Source organism: Bradyrhizobium sp. USDA 4516, assembly GCF_054055915.1.
On the sequence record NZ_JBSRXT010000001.1, the window covers coordinates 4,008,825 to 4,028,349 of the forward strand.

At 59.3% G+C, this 19,525-nt stretch carries 14 protein-coding genes and 1 pseudogene; 6 read left to right on the forward strand and 9 right to left on the reverse strand.

Features of this window, described 5'->3' with window-relative positions; translation table 11 throughout:
* Positions 1-263 precede the first annotated feature (263 nt).
* Together ACVI1L_RS18575 and ACVI1L_RS18580 are read left to right on the forward strand one after the other, a co-directional pair.
* Positions 264-1,472 carry an acetyl-CoA C-acetyltransferase gene (locus ACVI1L_RS18575; RefSeq protein ID WP_456783466.1) on the forward strand — a complete coding sequence of 403 codons (1,209 nt, stop codon included), beginning with the start codon at positions 264-266 and terminating at the stop codon, positions 1,470-1,472.
* Between the two features lie 119 nt (positions 1,473-1,591).
* Positions 1,592-3,808, forward strand: a complete 2,217-nt coding sequence (locus ACVI1L_RS18580; protein ID WP_456783467.1) for a 3-hydroxyacyl-CoA dehydrogenase NAD-binding domain-containing protein — start codon at positions 1,592-1,594, stop codon at positions 3,806-3,808.
* A 99-nt stretch (positions 3,809-3,907) separates the two neighbouring features.
* Here the strand turns inward: ACVI1L_RS18580 and ACVI1L_RS18585 are convergent, their stop codons facing one another.
* The 3 genes from ACVI1L_RS18585 to ACVI1L_RS18595 all read right to left on the reverse strand — a co-directional run bounded on the left by ACVI1L_RS18585 (position 3,908) and on the right by ACVI1L_RS18595 (position 6,365).
* On the reverse strand, positions 3,908-5,005 hold the full coding sequence (locus ACVI1L_RS18585) for a helix-turn-helix domain-containing protein (protein ID WP_456783468.1): 1,098 nt from the start codon (positions 5,003-5,005) through the stop codon (positions 3,908-3,910).
* A 418-nt stretch (positions 5,006-5,423) separates the two neighbouring features.
* Positions 5,424-5,888, reverse strand: a complete 465-nt coding sequence (locus tag ACVI1L_RS18590; RefSeq protein ID WP_456785567.1) for a YybH family protein — start codon at positions 5,886-5,888, stop codon at positions 5,424-5,426.
* Between the two features lie 69 nt (positions 5,889-5,957).
* Positions 5,958-6,365: a tautomerase family protein gene (locus tag ACVI1L_RS18595; protein ID WP_456783469.1), complete on the reverse strand. Its 408-nt coding sequence runs from the start codon at positions 6,363-6,365 to the stop codon at positions 5,958-5,960.
* A 209-nt stretch (positions 6,366-6,574) separates the two neighbouring features.
* Here ACVI1L_RS18595 and ACVI1L_RS18600 point away from each other — a divergent pair.
* Both ACVI1L_RS18600 and ACVI1L_RS18605 read left to right on the forward strand, forming a co-directional pair.
* A pseudogene (locus ACVI1L_RS18600) lies at positions 6,575-8,198 on the forward strand (long-chain-fatty-acid--CoA ligase); the annotation flags it as partial.
* A gap of 321 nt (positions 8,199-8,519) precedes the next feature.
* Positions 8,520-9,575, forward strand: a complete 1,056-nt coding sequence (locus tag ACVI1L_RS18605; RefSeq protein WP_456783470.1) for a LysR family transcriptional regulator — start codon at positions 8,520-8,522, stop codon at positions 9,573-9,575.
* 99 nt (positions 9,576-9,674) lie between these two features.
* Here ACVI1L_RS18605 and ACVI1L_RS18610 read toward each other — a convergent pair whose 3' ends face one another.
* From ACVI1L_RS18610 to ACVI1L_RS18625, 4 genes are all read right to left on the reverse strand, one after another.
* Positions 9,675-10,385 carry an SDR family NAD(P)-dependent oxidoreductase gene (locus tag ACVI1L_RS18610; protein WP_456783471.1) on the reverse strand — a complete coding sequence of 237 codons (711 nt, stop codon included), beginning with the start codon at positions 10,383-10,385 and terminating at the stop codon, positions 9,675-9,677.
* A 10-nt stretch (positions 10,386-10,395) separates the two neighbouring features.
* A complete protein-coding gene (locus ACVI1L_RS18615; RefSeq protein WP_456783472.1) occupies positions 10,396-11,100 on the reverse strand; it encodes a glutathione S-transferase family protein in 705 nt (234 codons plus the stop codon).
* 9 nt (positions 11,101-11,109) lie between these two features.
* Complete coding sequence (locus tag ACVI1L_RS18620; protein WP_456783473.1) at positions 11,110-11,697, reverse strand: TetR/AcrR family transcriptional regulator; 588 nt, start codon at positions 11,695-11,697, stop codon at positions 11,110-11,112.
* Positions 11,698-11,778: 81 nt separating this feature from the next.
* A complete protein-coding gene (locus ACVI1L_RS18625; RefSeq protein WP_456785568.1) occupies positions 11,779-12,621 on the reverse strand; it encodes an AAA family ATPase in 843 nt (280 codons plus the stop codon).
* Between the two features lie 360 nt (positions 12,622-12,981).
* Between ACVI1L_RS18625 and ACVI1L_RS18630 the strand changes: the two genes are divergently transcribed.
* Positions 12,982-14,157, forward strand: coding sequence for a vWA domain-containing protein (locus ACVI1L_RS18630; RefSeq protein ID WP_456783474.1), 1,176 nt, complete (start codon positions 12,982-12,984; stop codon positions 14,155-14,157).
* A 51-nt stretch (positions 14,158-14,208) separates the two neighbouring features.
* On the opposite strand, the gene fabF is transcribed toward ACVI1L_RS18630, so the two are convergent.
* The gene (gene fabF, locus ACVI1L_RS18635) at positions 14,209-15,468 is read right to left on the reverse strand and encodes a beta-ketoacyl-ACP synthase II (protein ID WP_456783475.1); all 1,260 of its coding nucleotides are present in this window, start codon (positions 15,466-15,468) and stop codon (positions 14,209-14,211) included.
* A gap of 304 nt (positions 15,469-15,772) precedes the next feature.
* Positions 15,773-17,842 (reverse strand): 3-hydroxyacyl-CoA dehydrogenase NAD-binding domain-containing protein, encoded by a 2,070-nt coding sequence (locus ACVI1L_RS18640; protein WP_456783476.1) that lies wholly within the window; start codon positions 17,840-17,842, stop codon positions 15,773-15,775.
* A gap of 402 nt (positions 17,843-18,244) precedes the next feature.
* Between ACVI1L_RS18640 and ACVI1L_RS18645 the strand changes: the two genes are divergently transcribed.
* Positions 18,245-19,504: a hypothetical protein gene (locus tag ACVI1L_RS18645; protein ID WP_456783477.1), complete on the forward strand. Its 1,260-nt coding sequence runs from the start codon at positions 18,245-18,247 to the stop codon at positions 19,502-19,504.
* Positions 19,505-19,525: the final 21 nt, after the last annotated feature.

Below are 19,525 nucleotides of genomic sequence, written 5' to 3' on the forward strand. Positions count from 1 at the left end.
GTCGCGCACCCGCTGAACACTGAACGAAGATCAGACCTGTGGTATCGAGAGAGAGGTATACGGCCGGACCGAAATTCGTCGTATATCAACTTGTAAAAAACAAGTCGATATACGAAAGCAATGCTGGTGGGTTTAGGACGTCTACTTGAGCTGGACGAGAATTGTCGTGTCAGCCGCGCTCTCGCGGAGACTCAAGACCGCTTGATTGAGATGGGACAATTCCTCCCGAACCAGGGAGGTGAACAAGGCAGGAGAGGCCAGACATGCCTGAGGCATATATCTACGACCACGTTCGAACGCCGCGCGGCAAGGGAAAGTCCGACGGCTCGCTCCATGAAGTGACGGCCCTCGCGCTGGCGGCTGTGCCGTTGCAGGCGCTGAAGGAGCGCAACGATCTGGCGCCTGACAGCGTTGATGACGTCGTGCTCGGCGTTGTTGATCCGATCGGCGAGGCGGGGGGCGACATTGCGCGATTTGCTGCGCTGAAGGCCGGCTTCGACAAGTCAGTGCCGGGCATTCAGGTCAACCGCTTCTGCGCATCGGGCCTCGACGCCGTGAATATTGCCGCGGCGCAGATCATGTCGGGGCAGCACGAATTGACCATCGGCGGCGGCGCGGAATCCATGAGCCGCGTCGGGATCATGTCCTCCGGTTCGGCATGGCCGACGGACCCTTCGATGGCGGTGCCGAGCTATTTCATGCCTCAGGGCGTCGCCGCAGATTTGATTGCTACCAAATACGGCTTTTCGCGCGACGATGTCGACACCTATGCCGTTCAGAGCCAGGAGCGGGCGGCCCGGGCCTGGGACGAAGGTCGGTTCAAGAAATCGGTCGTGCCGGTGAAGGACGTCAACGGCATCACGATTCTCGCGAAGGACGAGCACATTCGCCCAGGCACGACAATGCAATCGCTTGGCCAGCTGCAGCCATCATTCGCCGCGATGGGTGCGATGGGCGGCTTCGACGCTGTCGCAGTTCAGGCGCATCCGGAAGTCGAAGCTATCAACTACGTGCACCATGCAGGCAACTCGTCGGGTATTGTCGACGGCGCGGGAGCCGTTCTTCTCGGTAGCAAGGATGCTGGAAAAAAGTACGACCTCAAGCCTCGTGCAAAGATTCGAGCGTTCGTGAATGTCGGCTCCGAACCTGCGATGATGCTAACCGGTCCGGTTGACGTTACCAGGAAAGTGCTCGATCGTTCCGGCATGAAACTGTCGGACATCGACCTAGTCGAACTGAACGAGGCATTTGCCTCGGTGGTCCTGCGATTAATGCAGGCGTTCCAAATCGACAGGGACAAGATCAACGTCAACGGCGGCGCGATTGCAATGGGCCACCCGCTCGGCGCGACCGGTGCGATGATTCTTGGCACGGTCCTCGACGAACTCGAGCGTACCAACAAATCCACCGCGCTCGTGACGCTGTGCATCGGCGGCGGCATGGGCACCGCGACCATCATCGAACGGGTCTGAACTTCATCGTCCCCGTAACGGGAGGCGACCCAATCGAGAATTTCAATCACGACATCCTCTGGATGCCTCGCGAGAAGCGAGGTTACCTCTGGACGACGACAGGAAATTGGAACGATCATATGGCCTACAAGAATTTCAGGATCGAGACCGACGTCGACGGCATTGCGCTGGTGACGTGGGATATTCCCGGAAAGTCGATGAACGTCATCGATGAGACATCGGGAACCGAGCTCAGCGCAATCATCGAGCAACTGACGTCGGACGCTGCGGTGAAGGGCGTCGTCATCACATCCGGCAAGGACGCATTCTGCGCCGGCGCGGATTTGACGATGCTCGAAGCGATGAACCGCAATCACGCGGAGATGCTGAAGTCGCAAGGCGAGGAAGCAGCGAACAAATACATGCTCGGCGAGGCGCGCAAATTGTCGCAATCGTTCCGAAATATCGAGGTTGGCGGTAAGCCATGGGTTGCCGCGATCAATGGAACGGCGCTCGGCGGCGGCTTCGAACTGGCGCTTGCCTGTCACCACCGCATCGCCTCCGACAATCCGAAAACTCGCATCGGGCTGCCTGAGGTCAAGATTGGAATTTTCCCAGGCGCCGGCGGCACGCAGCGGCTGCCGCGTTTGATGCCGACCATGGATGCCGTGCAGATGCTGTTCAAGGGCGAGGCGATCGATGTCAAGAAGGCGCAAGCCCGCGGAATCATCGGAGAAGTGGTGTCTGCCGGGGATCTGGTTCAGAAAGCCAAGGACTGGATCAAAGCCGGCGGCAAGGCGGTGGCACCTTGGGATCAGAAGGATTTCAAGTTGCCCGGTGGTACGGTCTACTCGAAAACGGGATTGCAATTCTTCCAGCCGGCGACCGCGATCCTGCGCAAGGAGACTTACGATAATTATCCGGGCGCACGGGCAATCCTGCAGTGCGTTTACGAAGGCCTGCAGTTACCGATGGATACGGCGTTGCGCGTTGAATCGCGGCACTTCGCCAAGATTCTACGTTCGAAGGAAGCGGCGGCGATGATCCGCTCTCTCTTCATATCGATGCAGGATCTGAATAAGGGCGCGCGCCGTCCGCAGAACATGCCGCCGACAAAAGTGAGGAGGCTTGCAGTCATCGGCGCTGGTTTCATGGGCGCCGGCGTTGGCTATATTTCCGCTCAGGCCGGCATCGATGTGGTGCTGATCGATCGCGACCAGGCAGCGGCGGACAAGGGCAAGGGCCACGCCCAGGCGAGCGTCGATGCGGCGGTTTCCAAGGGGCGCATGGATCGAGCGGACGGCGACGCAATCCTTTCGCGGATTACCGCCACCGCAGATTACAATGCGATAAGCGATTGCGACCTGGTGATCGAAGCGGTGTTCGAGGATCGGAATGTCAAGGCAGAGACCTACGCCAAGGCGCAGCCTCTTCTGAAGGAAGGTGCGATCTTTGCGAGCAACACCTCAACGCTGCCGATCAATTCGCTGGCCGAGGAGTTTAGGGATCCGTCGAAGTTCATCGGGATTCACTTCTTCTCTCCGGTCGAAAAGATGATGCTGTCGGAGATCATCGTCGGCAAAGACACCGGAGATGTCGCGCTGGCCACCGCCCTCGACTACGTGCGGCAGATCAAGAAAACGCCGATTGTCGTCAACGACTCGCGTGGCTTCTACGCCAACCGTTGCGTGATGCTCTTCCTCTTCGAAGGCTACGAGATGCTGCTAGAAGGCGTGCCGCCCGCGATGATCGAGAACGTCGCCAAGATGGCCGGCATGCCGGTCGGGCCGCTCGCGCTCAATGATGAAACCGCTCTCGACCTGGGACTGAAGATATTGAGGGCCACCGAAGCCGATGTCGGCACTCAGGCGGTCAATCAGCATCATATGAAGTTGCTGGTCGAAATGGTGGAAAAGCGCGGACGCCTCGGCCGGAAGAATGGGAAAGGCTTTTATGACTACCCAGAGAAGGGCAAGGGACAGAAGAAGCTATGGCCGGAGTTGACCGTGCTGCAGCCCAAGCTGCTCGATCCAGATACGCTCGACGTCGAGGAGTTGAAGCAGCGGTTTCTCGTGGTCCAGGCTGTGGAAGCGGCGCGCACCGTGGAGGATGGCGTCATCACCGATCCGCGAGAGGCCGACGTCGGCTCGATTCTCGGATTCGGATTCCCGCCGTTCACTGGGGGCACGCTGTCCTACATCGACTTCATGGGTACGAAAAAGTTCGTCGAGCTGTGCCTGAAGCTGGAGAAGAAGTTCGGTTCGCGCTTTACGCCGCCAAGGCTCTTGATCGAAATGGCCGCTAAAGGCGAGACATTCTACGGTCGCTTCACGCCGAAAAAGGCGGCCGCGGCGTAGCGGCGTCGACGTTCCGTCCACCATCGCGGCGGGGCAAGGTGCAATCCTGCCCCGTCGATCGAACACACCGGTCGCGTTTCCTGTGATGGAGTGAGCATGTCACACGGTAAGCACGGAGCTCGGCCGTTTGACGCCTCTGGTCCGAGACGTTCCAACAGCGCCGCTCGTTGTGCTGGAAAGCGGTTGGCGCGTATCTCGAGTTCGAGCTATATCGCTGCTCCGTTGCTTCCTGATTTGGCGGGGCGATAGTCCGTACCACTGCGAAACGGCCCGTGAGAATGTGCTCGCTTCCGAGTAGCCGAGCAGGTGACCGATACGGGAGAGACCGACATCTGTCTCGGAGAGCATGATCAAGGCTTCTCCCATCCGGTAGGCCTCGAATAATTCAGAGAAGCTCATGCCGGATGAGCTCAAACGGCGCTGGAGGGTGCGCGGTGAACAGCCGACTTCGCTGGCGACGGCCTCGATGTTAGCTGCACCCGGACCGAGCTTTACGATTGCAGCCTGTACCCTTTGGCAAAGGGCATCCATTGTTCGGAGAGTGCCCAGCAAAGTCTCGGCGTACGCGATATTGATGTCGCACAACGATCGATCCGCTCCAGATCTGATCGCGTTCAGTGCCTTGGCATCGTAATCGGCGGAAGCGTATCGGGCGCCAAAGCAGACGTTGCATTTCAAGACCTGGGCAAACGACGCCTGGTCGGCATCTGGCCGCCCGACGAGGTGGACAAGGGTGGGCTTCGGACCGCTGGCGACGAAACAGCCGATGATCGCATCGGAATGGAGCACATCCATCGATACGGCGTCCCAGTTGGGCTTATACAACATCCGAAGCGAACCTTCCGAGGTCTGCGTCGTGAATTGACCGCCCTCGCTCAGCAACGCCTGATAGCGCAAGAGGTGTTGAATCGCCTCGCCAAATGTAGGGCTATGCGCCGTGATGACCGCAATCACGTTCGTGGCATGGATAGGTAAAGCGCTGCCGACCTTGACGCCGATCAGAGGGTCGCCCGAGAGAAGCCGCGCGCGGCCCCAAATAGTCCTCGTCGGAGAGAGCTCAATGCGGCTCGTATCCGGAAATCTGCCGCCGACGATGCCGCGAACCCCCAGCGTCAGCTGCGTTCTCTCCAGCCCCTGCCGTTCAAGGCCGTCGAGAATGGCGTTAAACCAGCATGAGGCCACTGTGAGTGCTGCCAAAGGGATGGTTCTCCATGTGGTGCTCCATCATATCAATTTCCTGTCAAAGGTCGCCATGCCCTTTTATTGAGCCGGCGATGTTTTTTGAAAGCCTCATTTTGGTGGACGGATGTGACCGGCGCCTCCTTGCTGTTGCCATTCGGGGCGAGGCTTTGTTTGCTTGCGCTCGAGTTGAAGCAAAGGTCGATAGCAGACAGGCGGGTCAGGCAAGCTGCGGGAAGCCAGTCAAAAAAATTCAAAAGGCGGCAACAGGTTGCGACGCTTCTGTTCCCATATGGTAAGTCCGAGCGACAATATCTAATCTTTCAACGGGGCGCATCGTCCACTACCGCGTCTTGTAACCGGCCGATATCCAGTCAATCATCATTCGTCCGAATTCTTCATTCCCGAGGCGCTAGGCTGAGATCACGGGAATGGCTTAGCGGGGCGTCGTGATTGGGTCGGCGTGCCTATGGACAAGCTTCCAGGCATCGCCCTCCAGCCGCCAGACGCTCGTGACCCGGAGCGCCGCCGGCGAGGGGGCGTCCGCGCCGCCAGCCACGGTTTCGGCGTGTTCCACCTCGACCACCACGGCGAGCTTGTCGGCCAGGTATGTCGCGACGTGATTGGCACCGGCCGCCCTGCCGCCCCGCATGCGCGCCGCCGCGCCGGCCAGAGTGGCCTCGACGTTTGCGCGGCCTCGCGCGAAGGGGCCGAACGGGTTGCCCCAGGTCACGTCATCATGATCAGAGAGCAGCGCGACGTAGCCGGAGCAGTCACCCTTCACCATCGCGCCCAGCGCGGCGTGATTCTGCATCACCGCCTGTTCGAGCGTCCTTGCGGTCATTGCGTCCTCCCTGACGAGGTCATTACAGCTAAAAGGCGCTTCGACATCCGTCTGCATCGACAACGATGCCACCCATAAGCTGTCGTCGATCACTACACCGAGGCGTTTCGCTTGATCCGATCGGCATCAATGTCTTTGAGAAGCCAGGACTTTCTTCATCCACGCCTCTTCCTGCCCGACCTTTGGAAGAATGAATCCGGCCTCCATTACGTTGTCCGGATTTACTTCATCAAGGCCGGCGATGATATCCGAGGTCGGGACATCCAGCACGCGCGATACAAGGGATGAGTATTCTGCCAGCAGTTTCGCTTTAGCCTCGTCGGTTCGTCCCTCGCGGATCGTTGTCGCTATCAACAACCTCTTTGCTGGCGCTCCGCCCACAAACACGCTTTCCGATTCCTGGAAGACCACGTTGACCAGCCATCTGGCTCCGCCCGCAATGCGCAAGTGCATTTCGACGAGCGCTTCGGCGAGCTCAAACTTCTGCTCGGAGCCGATCGTGCCGCGTTCGCTTGTGATGGTGTAGATTGGCATGCCGTCTCCCGCGTGTGCGCTGTTCTTGAGATCTCCTGGGAAATATCACGCCCTGGCGAACCGGGTTCTATGGCCGCGCGCGCCAAAAAATTGACGTTTCGCGCCAACCCTCATGTTTACGTTTTGCCGCAAGGCAACCTCATGCTCCAAATGAAGCAACACACCGCATCCGATTGAACGGAAGTGGCAGGACCCTGTCGGAGGAATCCATGTTGGGCTTGATGCAAGACTGGCCTTTGCTGTGTCAGCGGATCATTGATCACGCCGCAGCTTGTCATCCCAGTCGCGAGGTGGTGACGCGGTCGATCGAAGGGGCCAATCCATCGGACCAATTACGGTGAAATCAGAAAACGTGCGCTAAGAGTTGCCCAGCGGCTGGATCGCGACGGCATTGTGCTTGGTGATCGGGTCGCGACACTGGCCTGGAATACATGGCGACACATGGAGCTCTGGTATGGAATCATGGGGCTCGGCGCCATTTGCCACACCGTGAATCCCCGGCTGTTTCCCGAACAGATTGCATGGATCATCAATCACGCAAAGGACAGAATTCTCTGTGCTGACGTCACATTCGTGCCGCTTCTCGAAAAGCTATCGGGACACCTCGAATTCATCGAACGCTTCGTCATATTGACTGATCGGAAGAACATGCCGAACACCTCCTTGAGGGGAGCCATTGCGTATGAAGACTGGATCGATAGCGTGGATGGCGACTTCGCCTGGAAGTGCTTTGACGAGAATACCGCCGCCGGCCTGTGCTATACGTCCGGCACCACAGGGAATCCGAAGGGGGTGCTGTATTCTCATCGGTCAAACGTACTTCAGTCGCTGATGACCGCCCAAGCAGACGTAATGGGTTTAAGCTGTAACGATACAGTGCTTCCGGTTGTGCCGTTATTTCATGCCAATAGCTGGGCCTACGTATTCCAGGCGCCAATGGTCGGCAGCAAGATCGTTTTTCCGGGCGCGAAGCTCGATGGCCCTTCGGTATATGAATTGCTCAAGGACGAGAACGTTACGTCGACGGCCGGCGTGCCGACGGTCTGGCTCATGCTTCAACAGCATATGGAATCGGAGAACCTCCGACTGCCGTGGCTTCGAAATTTGACGATCGGTGGGGCAGCGCCTCCGCCCACAATGATCGAAGGCTTTCAGCGGATGGGAATCGCTGCGCGCCAAGGCTGGGGTATGACGGAGATGGGGCCCGTCGGATCGATTGGGTATCTGAAGCCGCCGTTCGAAGGCTTGACCGGCGCTGAGAAGCTTGCCCAGCTTTCAAGCCAGGGCTTTGCACCGTTTCTCGTCGAAATGAAGATCACCGATGACTTCGGCGCCAAACTTCCCCACGACGGAAAAGCATTCGGCAGACTGAAGGTGCGTGGCCCAAGCGTCGCCAAAGGGTACTTTGGCTTGAATGACCAAGTCTTGGACGACGACGGCTATTTCGACACAGGCGACGTCGCAACGATCGACGAGCACGCATATATGCGCATAACCGATCGATCCAAGGACGTGATCAAATCGGGCGGCGAATGGATATCGTCGATCGAGATCGAGAATGTCGCTGCCGCGCACCCTGCCGTGCAGGAGGTTGCGGTGATCGCCGTGCCACATCCGAAATGGGGCGAAAGGCCGCTTCTCGTAGTTCAGATCAAGCCGGGTGCGGAAGCGTCCAAGAGCGCCATTCTTTCGTATCTCGAGGGCAAGATCGCAAAGTGGTGGATGCCTGATGACGTCGTGATGGATTCGATTCCTCATACGGCGACGGGGAAGGTCAAGAAGTCGGAGCTTCGTGAGCGTTACCGCGACCACCAACTCCCGAGCGCATTCGCGTCCTCGCGGCCACCGTCGGATGGTGAAACGTCCCGATCAGGGCGAGCTGGCCTTCACAGTTGAGATCCGTCACTGCGCAAGGTCGCCCGGCGTTCCGCCGGGGCCGGCACCGTGCTTGCGCCAAGGAACTACTCGGCTGAACTCGCTCAGTGATTCGCTCTGATCGCAACCTTTACGTGTGGTGACCGTGTGTTCAATTGCTCAATTACAACCGATTTCTGTTCAATCCCCGCTTGACGTTCTGCATGATAGGCATCATCCTCTTGAAAAGATGACGAGCATCATTTATCTCCACTCGGACATGTCTTAAGGGGGGTGGGAATGGATAACGTGGTGGGTGGCGAAGCTGCGCGCGGCGGACCTTTCTCCGAAGCGGAGCCCCGTGACACGGGGGTGGAGGCGACCGGTACGACCCAACACAAGCCTCGCTTTACCGAAACTAATTGGGACCTGTTCAGGCTCTTTTTTTCGGTGGCACGAACCGGAAGCGTCAACAGGGCTGCCCGAGACCTGGGCATGAGCCAGCCGACTCTCAGCAGGCGCTTGAAAGAGTTGGAGCGGAATATCGGTGCACCGCTTTTCTTTCGCGTCTCGTCGGGAGTGAAATTGACCCAGGAGGGACAGGACCTTCTCCGCTCGGCGGAAGAGATGGTTCGTTCTTTCGAGGAGTTTCACCGGGATCTCTCCGCGCGTGTCGGCCATCGTTCGACCGCCATCAAGATCTCTGCGACAGAAGGCCTGACCAAGCACTGGCTCCTGCCTCGGGTCAAGAAGTTGCGCGCGCTGAATCCTCAGATCCGACTTGAGATCAATTCCACTGTCGAGCAGCAAAACCTTGCCACCAGTGATCTCGATCTAGTCATTCGGATAGGACATCCGGGGGACAGCGAACTCGTCGGCCGCCGCGTCGGAACCATCGCCTTTGGTCTGTTTGCATCCGAAAGCTATTTGGCGGAGCGTGGTGCGCCGAGCTCCCTGAGCGAGTTGGTCGATCATGAACTGATCGGAAGCACGGCCGAGTACGGCAGGCTCCACAACGAACGCACCAGTCACATCACGTTGTTGACGGCTTTCAATTCGGCTGCGAACGCCCAGAGTACGCTGTCGCTTACGCCGGTCGTCAATCATTTCGTTGCGACGGCGGAAGGTCTTGGCCTGGCGTTTCTGCCGGTGCCGTTTGCTTTGGCCGAAGGCCTGGTGCGTGTGCTTCCGGACGAGGCGGCCATTCTGGATCTATGGTTGCTCCGCCGCCGCGAAAGCGACCTCAGAAAGATGACCAAGCAGGTCTGGCGGTTTCTGGAAACCGAATTGACCAACACCAAATCGTGGTTTGTCGGTCAGAGGTCGGCTCAGAAGCGACTGCAGCAGGTTGCGTGAGCCCGCCAAATTGCCCCAACAACTCAGCTCGTCTGCGCGGGGCCGACGCCGAAGCAAGCTTGACCATCTGATCGGTCGCGCTCGGCAGTTCGATTACCCTTACCAGGTCTCGCCGAACGGGCGTAGTTCGACAAGGAACGACCAGGTCGACCGGTCCTGGTGAGCGACCCGAAACATCTCCTCCGCTATGGCGGCAGGCTTTGCGAAGAAATCGTCGGGCTTGTCCGCCGCCAAAATCGGGCGGGTGCGGGGCGTATCGATCGCTGCGTCGATCATGAAGTAGGCGACATGAACTCCCTTCGGCCCGAACTCTCGCGCCATCGATTCAGCCAAAATGCGCTGGGCCGCTTTGGTTGAAGCGAAGAAGCCCCAATTGGCCTTTCCCCGAAAGGCGGACGTGTTGCCAGTGACCAGGATCGCACCTTTCCCGGCCTCCAGCATCTGCGGAATGGTCTCGCGGGAGAGATGGAGCAACGCGGTGGTATTGACCCGGAAGTTCTTCTCCAAATCGTCGGGATCCATGGCAAGGATGCTTCCCCGCGTTGCGCGCAGAGCATTGTGAACGACGACTTGGGGAGCACCCATCTCGGTCTTGATGAGGGCGAGCGTCTGGACCAACGCTTTGCGATCACCGACATCGCAAGGATAAGCGCGCGAGCCGTCATACTTCGATGCCAGGTTGCGGAGGTTCTCCGCATTACGGGCGATCATCGCGACCCGATAGCCGCCCTCGCTGAAGCGCCGGGCGATCTCCGCGCCCGTGCCGTGCTCAGGACCGACCCCGGTGACGACGCAAACTGGATCCTTCATATGGGTCTCCTCAGAGTTGAAAGGACCGGCGTGCCGAAACTTTGGCAAACCAGGCCGCGACGGCAGGATAGCGCGCGCCGATATCCATGTTCAGCGCGTTGGCAGATCGTATGGCGAAGAAGCCGGTGATATCTGCGACGCTGAATTGGGGGCCGGCGACGAAGGCATTCCTGGCCATGTGCGGCTCCACGCGACCGAGAAAGATCTCCATCATTTCGCGCCCACGAGTGACCAGTGCGGGCAATTGCGGCAGGCCATTCCGGGTGCCGGGCACAACTCTACCGGCGAACACAGGCAGGGAATTGCGCGCGGCGTGCAGCATCGGAACAAGGCCATCCAGTTCGAATCGCCGCAACCACATGTCGACTACGGCGCGCTCGGTGCTCGTCCGTCCAAAAAGAGTTGGTTGCGGGTATATTTCTTCGAGATAGCGGCAAATCGAAACGGACTCCGCGATGACCGTGCCGTCGTCCAATTCCAGGAAAGGGACGCAATGAAACGGATTCATCTCGGCGAGGGCGGGGGTAAACTGCGCCCCTTCTCGGACGTTCAGTTGTTCAGTTGGTAGCTCGAGGCCCTTCTCGGCCAGGAAGACACGAACGCGTTGGGCGCTCGCCGCAGGTCCGAAATCGTAGAGCTTCATCGCCGTCTTCTTTCCTTCGGGCCTGGGAGCGATCGCGGCCTTGAGCTTCGATGCATCTGCCGAGCGCGTCATCTAAGCCCGCTATTCTTCAGTTGCCTCGCGGCATTCCACGAGATCGAGAATGCTACGTTGGGCCGCGCGCAATATCTTGTCCGACATCGGACGATCTCTCGCGACTCGCGAAAGAGCGACCGCTCCGACCATCGTGCAGACGATGGCAATAGCGGATTCGTCGGGGTGATCGCCTTCCACCAGGTGAGCCACTTTGTCGAAGTACTGGGAGAGATAGCTCGTCATGACGTCGCGCGTTCTTCGATCGCTTCGCGCAACGTCTCCGGCCAGCGCCGCTACCGCACACCCTACACTCCGATCGTCTCGATGTGCCTTGCTGAGATAGGTGTTTAGCAGCGCTCTGAGATTACGCGGATTGTTCGCGCTTCCCACGCGCGCCGATTCTGGGCCGCCCTCCGAGAGAGCTTTTGTCAGAGCATCGGAAATCAGGTGATCGCGCGAGTCAAAATGCCCGTAGAACCCGCCGTGCGTCAACTTCACCGATTTCATGAGCTCGGCAATGCTGAATCCGTCCAATCCCAGCTCGCGGATCTGGACTGCGGCGGCATCCAGGATCCGCTCCCGACTTTTCGCTTTGTCCGCTTGGGAGTGGCCCATCTCATCGACTCCGGTCAGAATAATCGGAGACTTGAATATCAAGAACTCCGGCCGACAGCCAATATCGAACTCTGGAAATGGCTAGACCTCTCGCCGGCCGAGGAACGCCAGCCGCTCGAACAGATGCACGTCCTGCTCGTTCTTGAGCAACGCGCCGTGCAGCGGCGGGATCAGCTTGCGTGGATCGCGCTCCCGGAGCTGCTCGACGCTCATGTCTTCGTTGAGCAGCAGCTTGAGCCAATCCAGAAGCTCGGACGTGGACGGCTTCTTCTTCAGGCCGGGCACCTCGCGCACCTCGAAGAAGATGCGCAGCGCTTCTGCGACGAGGCGCTTCTTGATGCCGGGGAAGTGGACGTCGACGATGCGGCCCATCGTGTCGGCGTCGGGGAACTTAATATAGTGGAAGAAGCAGCGGCGGAGAAACGCGTCAGGCAGCTCCTTTTCGTTGTTGGAGGTGATCATCATGATTGGACGCTGCTTGGCCTTGATCGTCTCGCTAGTCTCGTAGACATGGAATTCCATGCGGTCGAGCTCGAGCAGCAGGTCGTTCGGGAATTCGATGTCGGCCTTGTCGATCTCGTCGATCAGGAGCACCGGGCGCTGCTCGGCGGTGAAGGCCTCCCACAGCTTGCCACGCTTGATGTAATTATTGATGTCGGACACCCTGCTGTCGCCGAGTTGGCTATCGCGCAACCGCGATACTGCGTCGTATTCGTAGAGGCCTTGCTGCGCCTTGGTGGTGGATTTGATGTGCCAGGTCAGCAGCGGCGCATTCAGCGCGTTTGCGACCTCCTCAGCAAGCACCGTCTTGCCGGTGCCCGGTTCGCCTTTGATGAGGAGGGGACGCTGCAGCACGATCGATGCATTGACGGCCACCTTGAGATCGTCGGTTGCGACGTAATTTTTTGTACCAGTGAATTTCATGGCCATCAGAGTTGTTCGAGTGGATGGTATGCAAGGTATGATCTGAATAGCGACAGTTTTGCAAGCGGATCAAGCCCGCGGCCACTCGGCCGCTTCCAGCTGCCGCGCGTGTTCCTGGAGTGACTCGCATGCAAAGTCGAGAATTTGCGGTTATCTGCCCGAGCCCGGCCCGACATGATTAAAGTCGCGTGATTCAAATGCTTTGTGCCTTACTCATCCAGAGCAATTGATCGGCCATCGGCAGAGCAAGAATCAATGCGCGAGGCTATTCACCGATGAGGCGTACTTATTCTCGTTTGTCGATCGGTCGCGCCAATATCTAGGATAATTTCGCCCGGATACTCGGATGGTCCATCTGCCATGTTCCTGCAATTCTTCACCTCTCTGCGCGATGCGCAGGTCCCCGTGACGCTCCGGGAATATCTGACCTTGATGGAAGCGCTTGACGCCGATCTCGCCGAACAGACCGTCGAGAACTTCTACTATTTGTCGCGCGCCGCCCTGGTGAAGGACGAGCGCAATCTCGACAAGTTCGACCGCGTGTTCGGCACCGTGTTCAAGGGGCTCGAAAGCCTGCTCGACGCGATGGGCAAGGCCGAGATCCCCGAGGAGTGGCTGAAGAAGCTCGCCGAGAAATATCTCACCGAGGAAGAGAAGAAGCAGATCGAGGCCATGGGCTGGGACAAGCTCATGGAGACCCTGAAGAAGCGCCTCGAGGAACAGAAGGGCCGGCACCAGGGCGGCAGCAAGTGGATCGGCACCTCCGGCACCTCGCCGTTCGGCGCCCACGGCTACAACCCCGAGGGCGTGCGGATCGGGCAGGAGAAGAACCGCAACAACCGCGCCGTGAAGGTGTGGGACAAGCGCGAGTTCAAGGACCTCGACGGCAATGTCGAACTCGGCATCCGCAACATCAAGGTGGCGCTGCGGCGGCTGCGCAAGTTCGCGCGCACCGGCGCGCCGGACGAGCTCGACCTCGACACCACGATCAAGGAGACCGCCAACCACGGCTATCTCGACGTGCACATGCGCCCCGAGCGGCGCAACGCGGTCAAGGTGCTGGTGTTCTTCGATATCGGCGGCTCGATGGATTCGCATATCGAGCAGGTCGAGGAGCTGTTCTCGGCCGCCAAGAGCGAATTCAAGCACATGGAATATTTCTACTTCCACAACTGCCTCTATGAAGGCGTCTGGAAGCAGAACAAGCGGCGCTTCACCGATCGCACGCCGACCTGGGATGTGCTGCACAAGTACCCGCACGACTACAAGGTGGTGTTCGTCGGCGACGCCTCGATGTCGCCTTACGAGATCATGGTGCCCGGCGGCTCGGTCGAGCACGTCAACGAAGAGGCCGGCTCGGTCTGGCTCGACCGCATCATCCGCACCTATCCGCACGCGGTGTGGCTCAATCCGGTGGCGCAGAAGCACTGGGACTATTCGGAATCCACCACCATCATCAAACGCATCTTCGCCAATCGGATGTTCCCGATCACCATCGACGGCCTAGAAGGGGCGATGAGGGAATTGACGCATTAGAGCGAAGCTGGCCGGCTAGAACCCAGCAAAGAGAAGTGCGCGCGCGTCACCCTACCAGCGCTTGAAGATGACGCTGGCGTTCACGCCACCAAACCCAAAACCATTCGAGATCACGTGGTCCATCGCCATATTTCGGGCCTTTGGTCCGACGAGATCGACGCCTTCCGCTGCCTCGTCGGGATTTTCCAGATTGAGAGTGGGAGGGGCTATCTGGTCTCGGACGGCGAGGATCGCGAAGATGGCCTCGGCGCCCCCTGCGGCGCCCAGCAAATGACCAGTCGCCGACTTTGTCGCGCTCACGGCGATGCTACCGTGAGCTCCGAAAACGGATTTGATGGCAGCAAGCTCGGAGTTGTCGCCGACCGGCGTCGAGGTCGCGTGTGCATTGAGATGCTGTACGTTGCCCGGATCAAGGTTAGCGTGCCGCAAGGCCGCTTCCATGGCTCGCCGTGCGCCTGAGCCATCTTCAGGACCTGACGTGATATGATACGCGTCAGCGGAAGTTCCATAGCCGATGAGTTCGGCGATCGGCCGGGCCCCGCGCGCTCGAGCGTGCTCGAGCTCTTCGATCACCAGAATTCCGGCTCCTTCGCCCATGACGAAGCCATCGCGGTCCCGATCGAACGGACGAGACGCCTGCGAGGGCCTGTCGTTGAAGTGGGTGGAGATTGCGCGGGCCGCTGCGAACCCTCCAAGACTGACCAGATCGATGCAAGCTTCGGCACCCCCGCAGACCGCCACGTCGGCCTCACCAGCGCGGATCAATCGAGCCGCGTCGCCGATCGCCTGTACGCTGGCGGCGCACGCCGTAACGGGGGCGCCGATCGGCCCTTTGAAGCCGTACTGTATCGAAACGTGTCCGGCGGCGAGATTTGCCAGAAAGGATGGCACGGTGAATGGTGACAGGCGGCGGACGCCACGTTGGTCGGTAGTCCGTACCGCTTCGACGATGGCCGGAAATCCGCCAATTCCAGAAGCGATGATCGTCGCTGTGCGCTCCTGGGAGCGTTCGTCCGCAGGGGACCAGCCAGCCTGCTTGACTGCCTCCGCCGCCGCCACCAACGCGAACTGAATGAACCGATCCATTTTCCGCTGTTCTTTGGGCGCGATGGTCAGATCGGGATCGAAGCCGCCATCGACGTCGTCGTCTTTGGTCGGCACGAGCCCGGCAACTCTCCCCGGCAGCGGGGAAGCCCACTCGGGCAGGATGGTCAGCCCGGACTTGCCGGCAAGCAGCCGGGACCATGCCACCTCCGTACCGCAGCCGAGCGGAGAGACCAGCCCCATTCCTGTGACTACTATTCGGCGCATATAAGGACCCGGTTCTTGGTGATACGACGGTCTACTGCCAGAGTCAGGGGGAGATCCCGATCATGCGCCAGCAGTATCGGTTCTTCCTGAACTTCCTCTCCAGCGATGAGGGGGGACGCTTTCACCCGTGATAGGGAGCCGTGCCCTACCCCTGCAAATAGCAGGGCACAAATTGCCAGAGCAGCTACGAAATAGCAAGTAACTATTGAGGTAAAATGGTCCCTCCTCGCTGGTTCGGGGGCCACTCGCCGCCAAGCAGGTCAGCCTCTCGGCGAGCGGGTCGGTTCACTCCGGGGCAGACTGGTCACGTAAATTTCGCGTTCTGATTGGCCAGCTTCTTCAGCAACGGTGCAGGCTCGAGCGACGGATCGCTTGCTTCCTTCGCATAGTCCGACAGCTTGTCAGCGATTGTCTTCAGCCCAACATGATCGGCGTAATACATGGGGCCTCCACGATAGACCGGCCATCCGTATCCATACAGCCACACCACGTCGATGTCGCTTGCTCGAGCCGCAATGCCTTCTTCAAGGATCCGAGCTCCTTCGTTGATCATCGAATATGTCGTCCGATCGAGGATTTCCTCATCGCTGATCATGCGCCGCTTGCGCCCGAGACGCTTCAACGTCTGATCGATCAGTTTTTCGACCTCCGGATCGGGAAGGGGAGCACGTGAGCCGCTTTCGTAGCGGAAGAAGCCTTTTCCGGTCTTTTGTCCGAAGCGGCCCGCCTCACATAAGGCGTCTTCGATCTCCGATTTGATGCCACGATCCTGTCGCGACCGCCACCCGATATCCAATCCGGCGAGATCACCCATCGCGAACGGGCCCATCGGCATGCCGAATTTGGTCAGGGCGGCGTCGACCTGCTGAGGAAGTGCGCCGTCGAAAAGCAGCTGACTGGCCTGACGCTGCCGGGCCATGAGCATGCGGTTGCCGACGAAGCCGTCGCAGACACCCACGATTACCGGCACTTTTCCGATCTTCCGCGCCAATGAAACTGCGGTTACCAGCGTGTCGGGCGCGGTGCTCTTGGTGCGGACGATTTCGCAGAGCTTCATCACGTTGGCCGGGCTGAAGAAGTGCATGCCGACCACGTCCTGGGGACGCCCGGTTTCCTTGGCGATCTCGTTGATGTCCAGGAAGGAGGTGTTGGTCGCCAGAATAGCGCCAGATTTCGCGATCTTGTCGAGCTGTCCGAACACCTCCTTCTTGATCGCCATGGTTTCGAATACGGCCTCTACGATGAGGTCGGTTTGCCCGACGTTTTCGAGACCGATGGCTCCGCTGATGAGTGCCATGCGCTTCGCAGGTGCATCGGCGGGAATACCGCCTCGCGCTGCGGTCGCTTCATAGTTCTTACGGATGACGCTCAATCCGCGATCGAGCTGATCCTTGCCGGTCTCAACCAGAGTGACGGGAATGCCTGCGTTCGCGAATGACATCGCGATACCGCCGCCCATGGTGCCGGCGCCAATGATCGCTACACTTTCGACCGCGCGCGGCTTGGTGCCGGTTTCGACACCGGCGATCTTCGCTGCCTCTCGCTCGGCGAAGAAGGCGTATCGTAGCGCCTTCGATTGATCGCTGCTCATCAGGAGGAGGAATAACTCGCGTTCTTTCTTCAACCCCTGCTCAAAGGGTAGATCGAGCGCATGGCCGATTGCGTCGGCCGCAACGAACGGCGCCTCCAACCCTCTGACCTTTTTTGTAATCGCAGCCACAGCGCCGGTGAAGATCGAGCGGTCTGACCGAGCCGCGGCGAGCTTGGTGTCATCGTCGCGCAACCTGCGAAGCGGGCGCCGGTCGGCGAGGATCTTTCGAGCGAAGGCTTCGCCGCCCGATGATGCCTCCTCGACCACCTCCTCGATCAGTCCGTTCTGATGCGCTTCGTTGGCGCCGATGGGATCACCGCCAATGATCATCTTAACGGCAAGTTCTGGACCCACCGCGCGCGGTAGGCGCTGCGTGCCGCCGGCGCCTGGCAATAGCCCGAGTTTGACCTCGGGCAGGCCGAGCTTCGAATTCTTGTCCGCCACCCGGAAATGACACGCCAAGGCGACCTCGAGCCCCCCACCGAGAGCGGTCCCATGGATGGCCGCAATGACGGGCTTCGGGCTGCTCTCAATGGCGGTCAGGACCTCATCGAGAGCCGGCTTCGTCGGAGGCTTGCCGAACTCCGTGATGTCGGCTCCGGCAATGAAGGTCCGTCCCGCGCAGGTCAACACGATGGCCTGAATGGAGGGGTCGGCAATGGCCTGTTGGACGCACTCCAGAATGCCGCCGCGTACAGCTGCACCGAGCGCATTGACGGGAGGGCTATCGATAGTGACGATGCCTACGGCATCGTGGGACTTCAGGCTCACGACAGTGCTCATCGATCTCCTCCATATCGCCGTCCTTGACGGCGCTTGCGGTTGGAATTGCCGGGTACGTTGGGTCGCATACGCGCGTCGAACGGGTTCATCGACATTTTGACGTTGGCGAACTCAACGGCCGATGGCTCTCTCTTCGGAAGGGCTTCTACAAGTTCCATAAAAGAACTTGTTGAGCGATGCAAGCGCACTCCAGCAAGCAGGACAGCTCGGGTGTCGAATCGACTGCTCTTCACGAACGTTCGCTTATTCATTCTTGATTAGGCGGTGCTCGAAATATGCGGCTCGACCGGGCTGCGGGAACCACACCTACTTTCTCACCCTATGTTCATCCTCGGAAATCGCTCGGTTCGCCATGCGCGACGATCGGCTTAGCGCTCCCGGGAAGAACCAAAGAGGTGGAAGTTGGAGCAGCGAACTTTGCATCCGGATCGAGAGAACCAGGAGGCCGGAGAGAAATCTCATAACTTCGGTCCGATCGTCCCTGCATATGGATCTGACGACCTGATGAGATTGGCCGACACATTGGCGATCGGACTCGCCATAGAGATGGAGCCAACAACATGGGAAAGGATCCGGACGCCCGGCAAGTCTGCGCGACCAGTGGTCCTGAAAATTCCGGACGTCCCGGCCGCCATTGAGATCGACCCGTCCGGGGTGTTGCGCCTGCTTCGTCAGCATGGGGTCCCGGTCGGTGAAGAGATCGACAAGCTTATGACATCTGCAGGCTTACGGAGCCGGCTACATGGTCTCAGAGCGAAAAGCAGAGATATCGCTTTCGATTTGCTCGCGCCATTCGCTCTTCCGGGGCGCTTTCCGTCTCGAACAGAGTTCCAGTCCGTATTCAGATGGGCGCCTCTCATCGAATTGTTGGCATACGCGTTGGCAACGCGTTATCTGGCGGCCCTGGAAGACTTACGTGAGCGCGCGAGGGGTGAAGTCAATACCGCGTTCAGTGCCGGTGAATGCAACTTCTGCGCAATGGCCCACATCATGGCTCATTTCGTCCTGATGAGCAGCGATGCTCATGAACATTCGTTGATTGAGGCGGCGAAATCATCGATATTGAACGGGTGGACACCTAGCTTGGCATTCACGAGAGCGCGTACGGTATGGCTGGCGGCAGCCGGAGCAAAGTCGGCCGCCGCGTTCGGACCGACTGCCTTTGAATGTTATCTACCGGTGCTGGCCACCGCGCGTCACGCCTTTCAGATCTTTGACGCTCTCTTTGGCTTGACTGCTATCGCACTCAGCCATGATCACGCGCGTGAAGAGGTATTGCAGGCTGTTAAGCATCACGAGCAGTTGGTCGGCGACCGCTCTGTCGACGACATCGATTGCGTAACGCTTGCTTTTCGATCTGCGATCGAAGTGTTGAAATGGCGCGCCGGCGAACAATCGCCTGTAGCCGCGCTCGAACGCCTTGGCTGGAGCCGCGATCACGAGGGAGACGGCCTTGCCTCGCCGCCGGCCTTTCGTCTTGATCCAACCGAGACCGCACCGAATGGCATGATGCTCGGCTTCAGCGCGCTTCCGGCGATCTTGAGAGCCTCCCCGGCCCAGCATTATCCAAGATCGAAAGCGAGAGTTTACCGACTTAAGCTCCGTGAAACGGAGATGCTGCAGATTGCGAGACGAGCCTGGCTCTTTTGTTCCACCGAATAGTACGATGAAAAAAACCGGCCG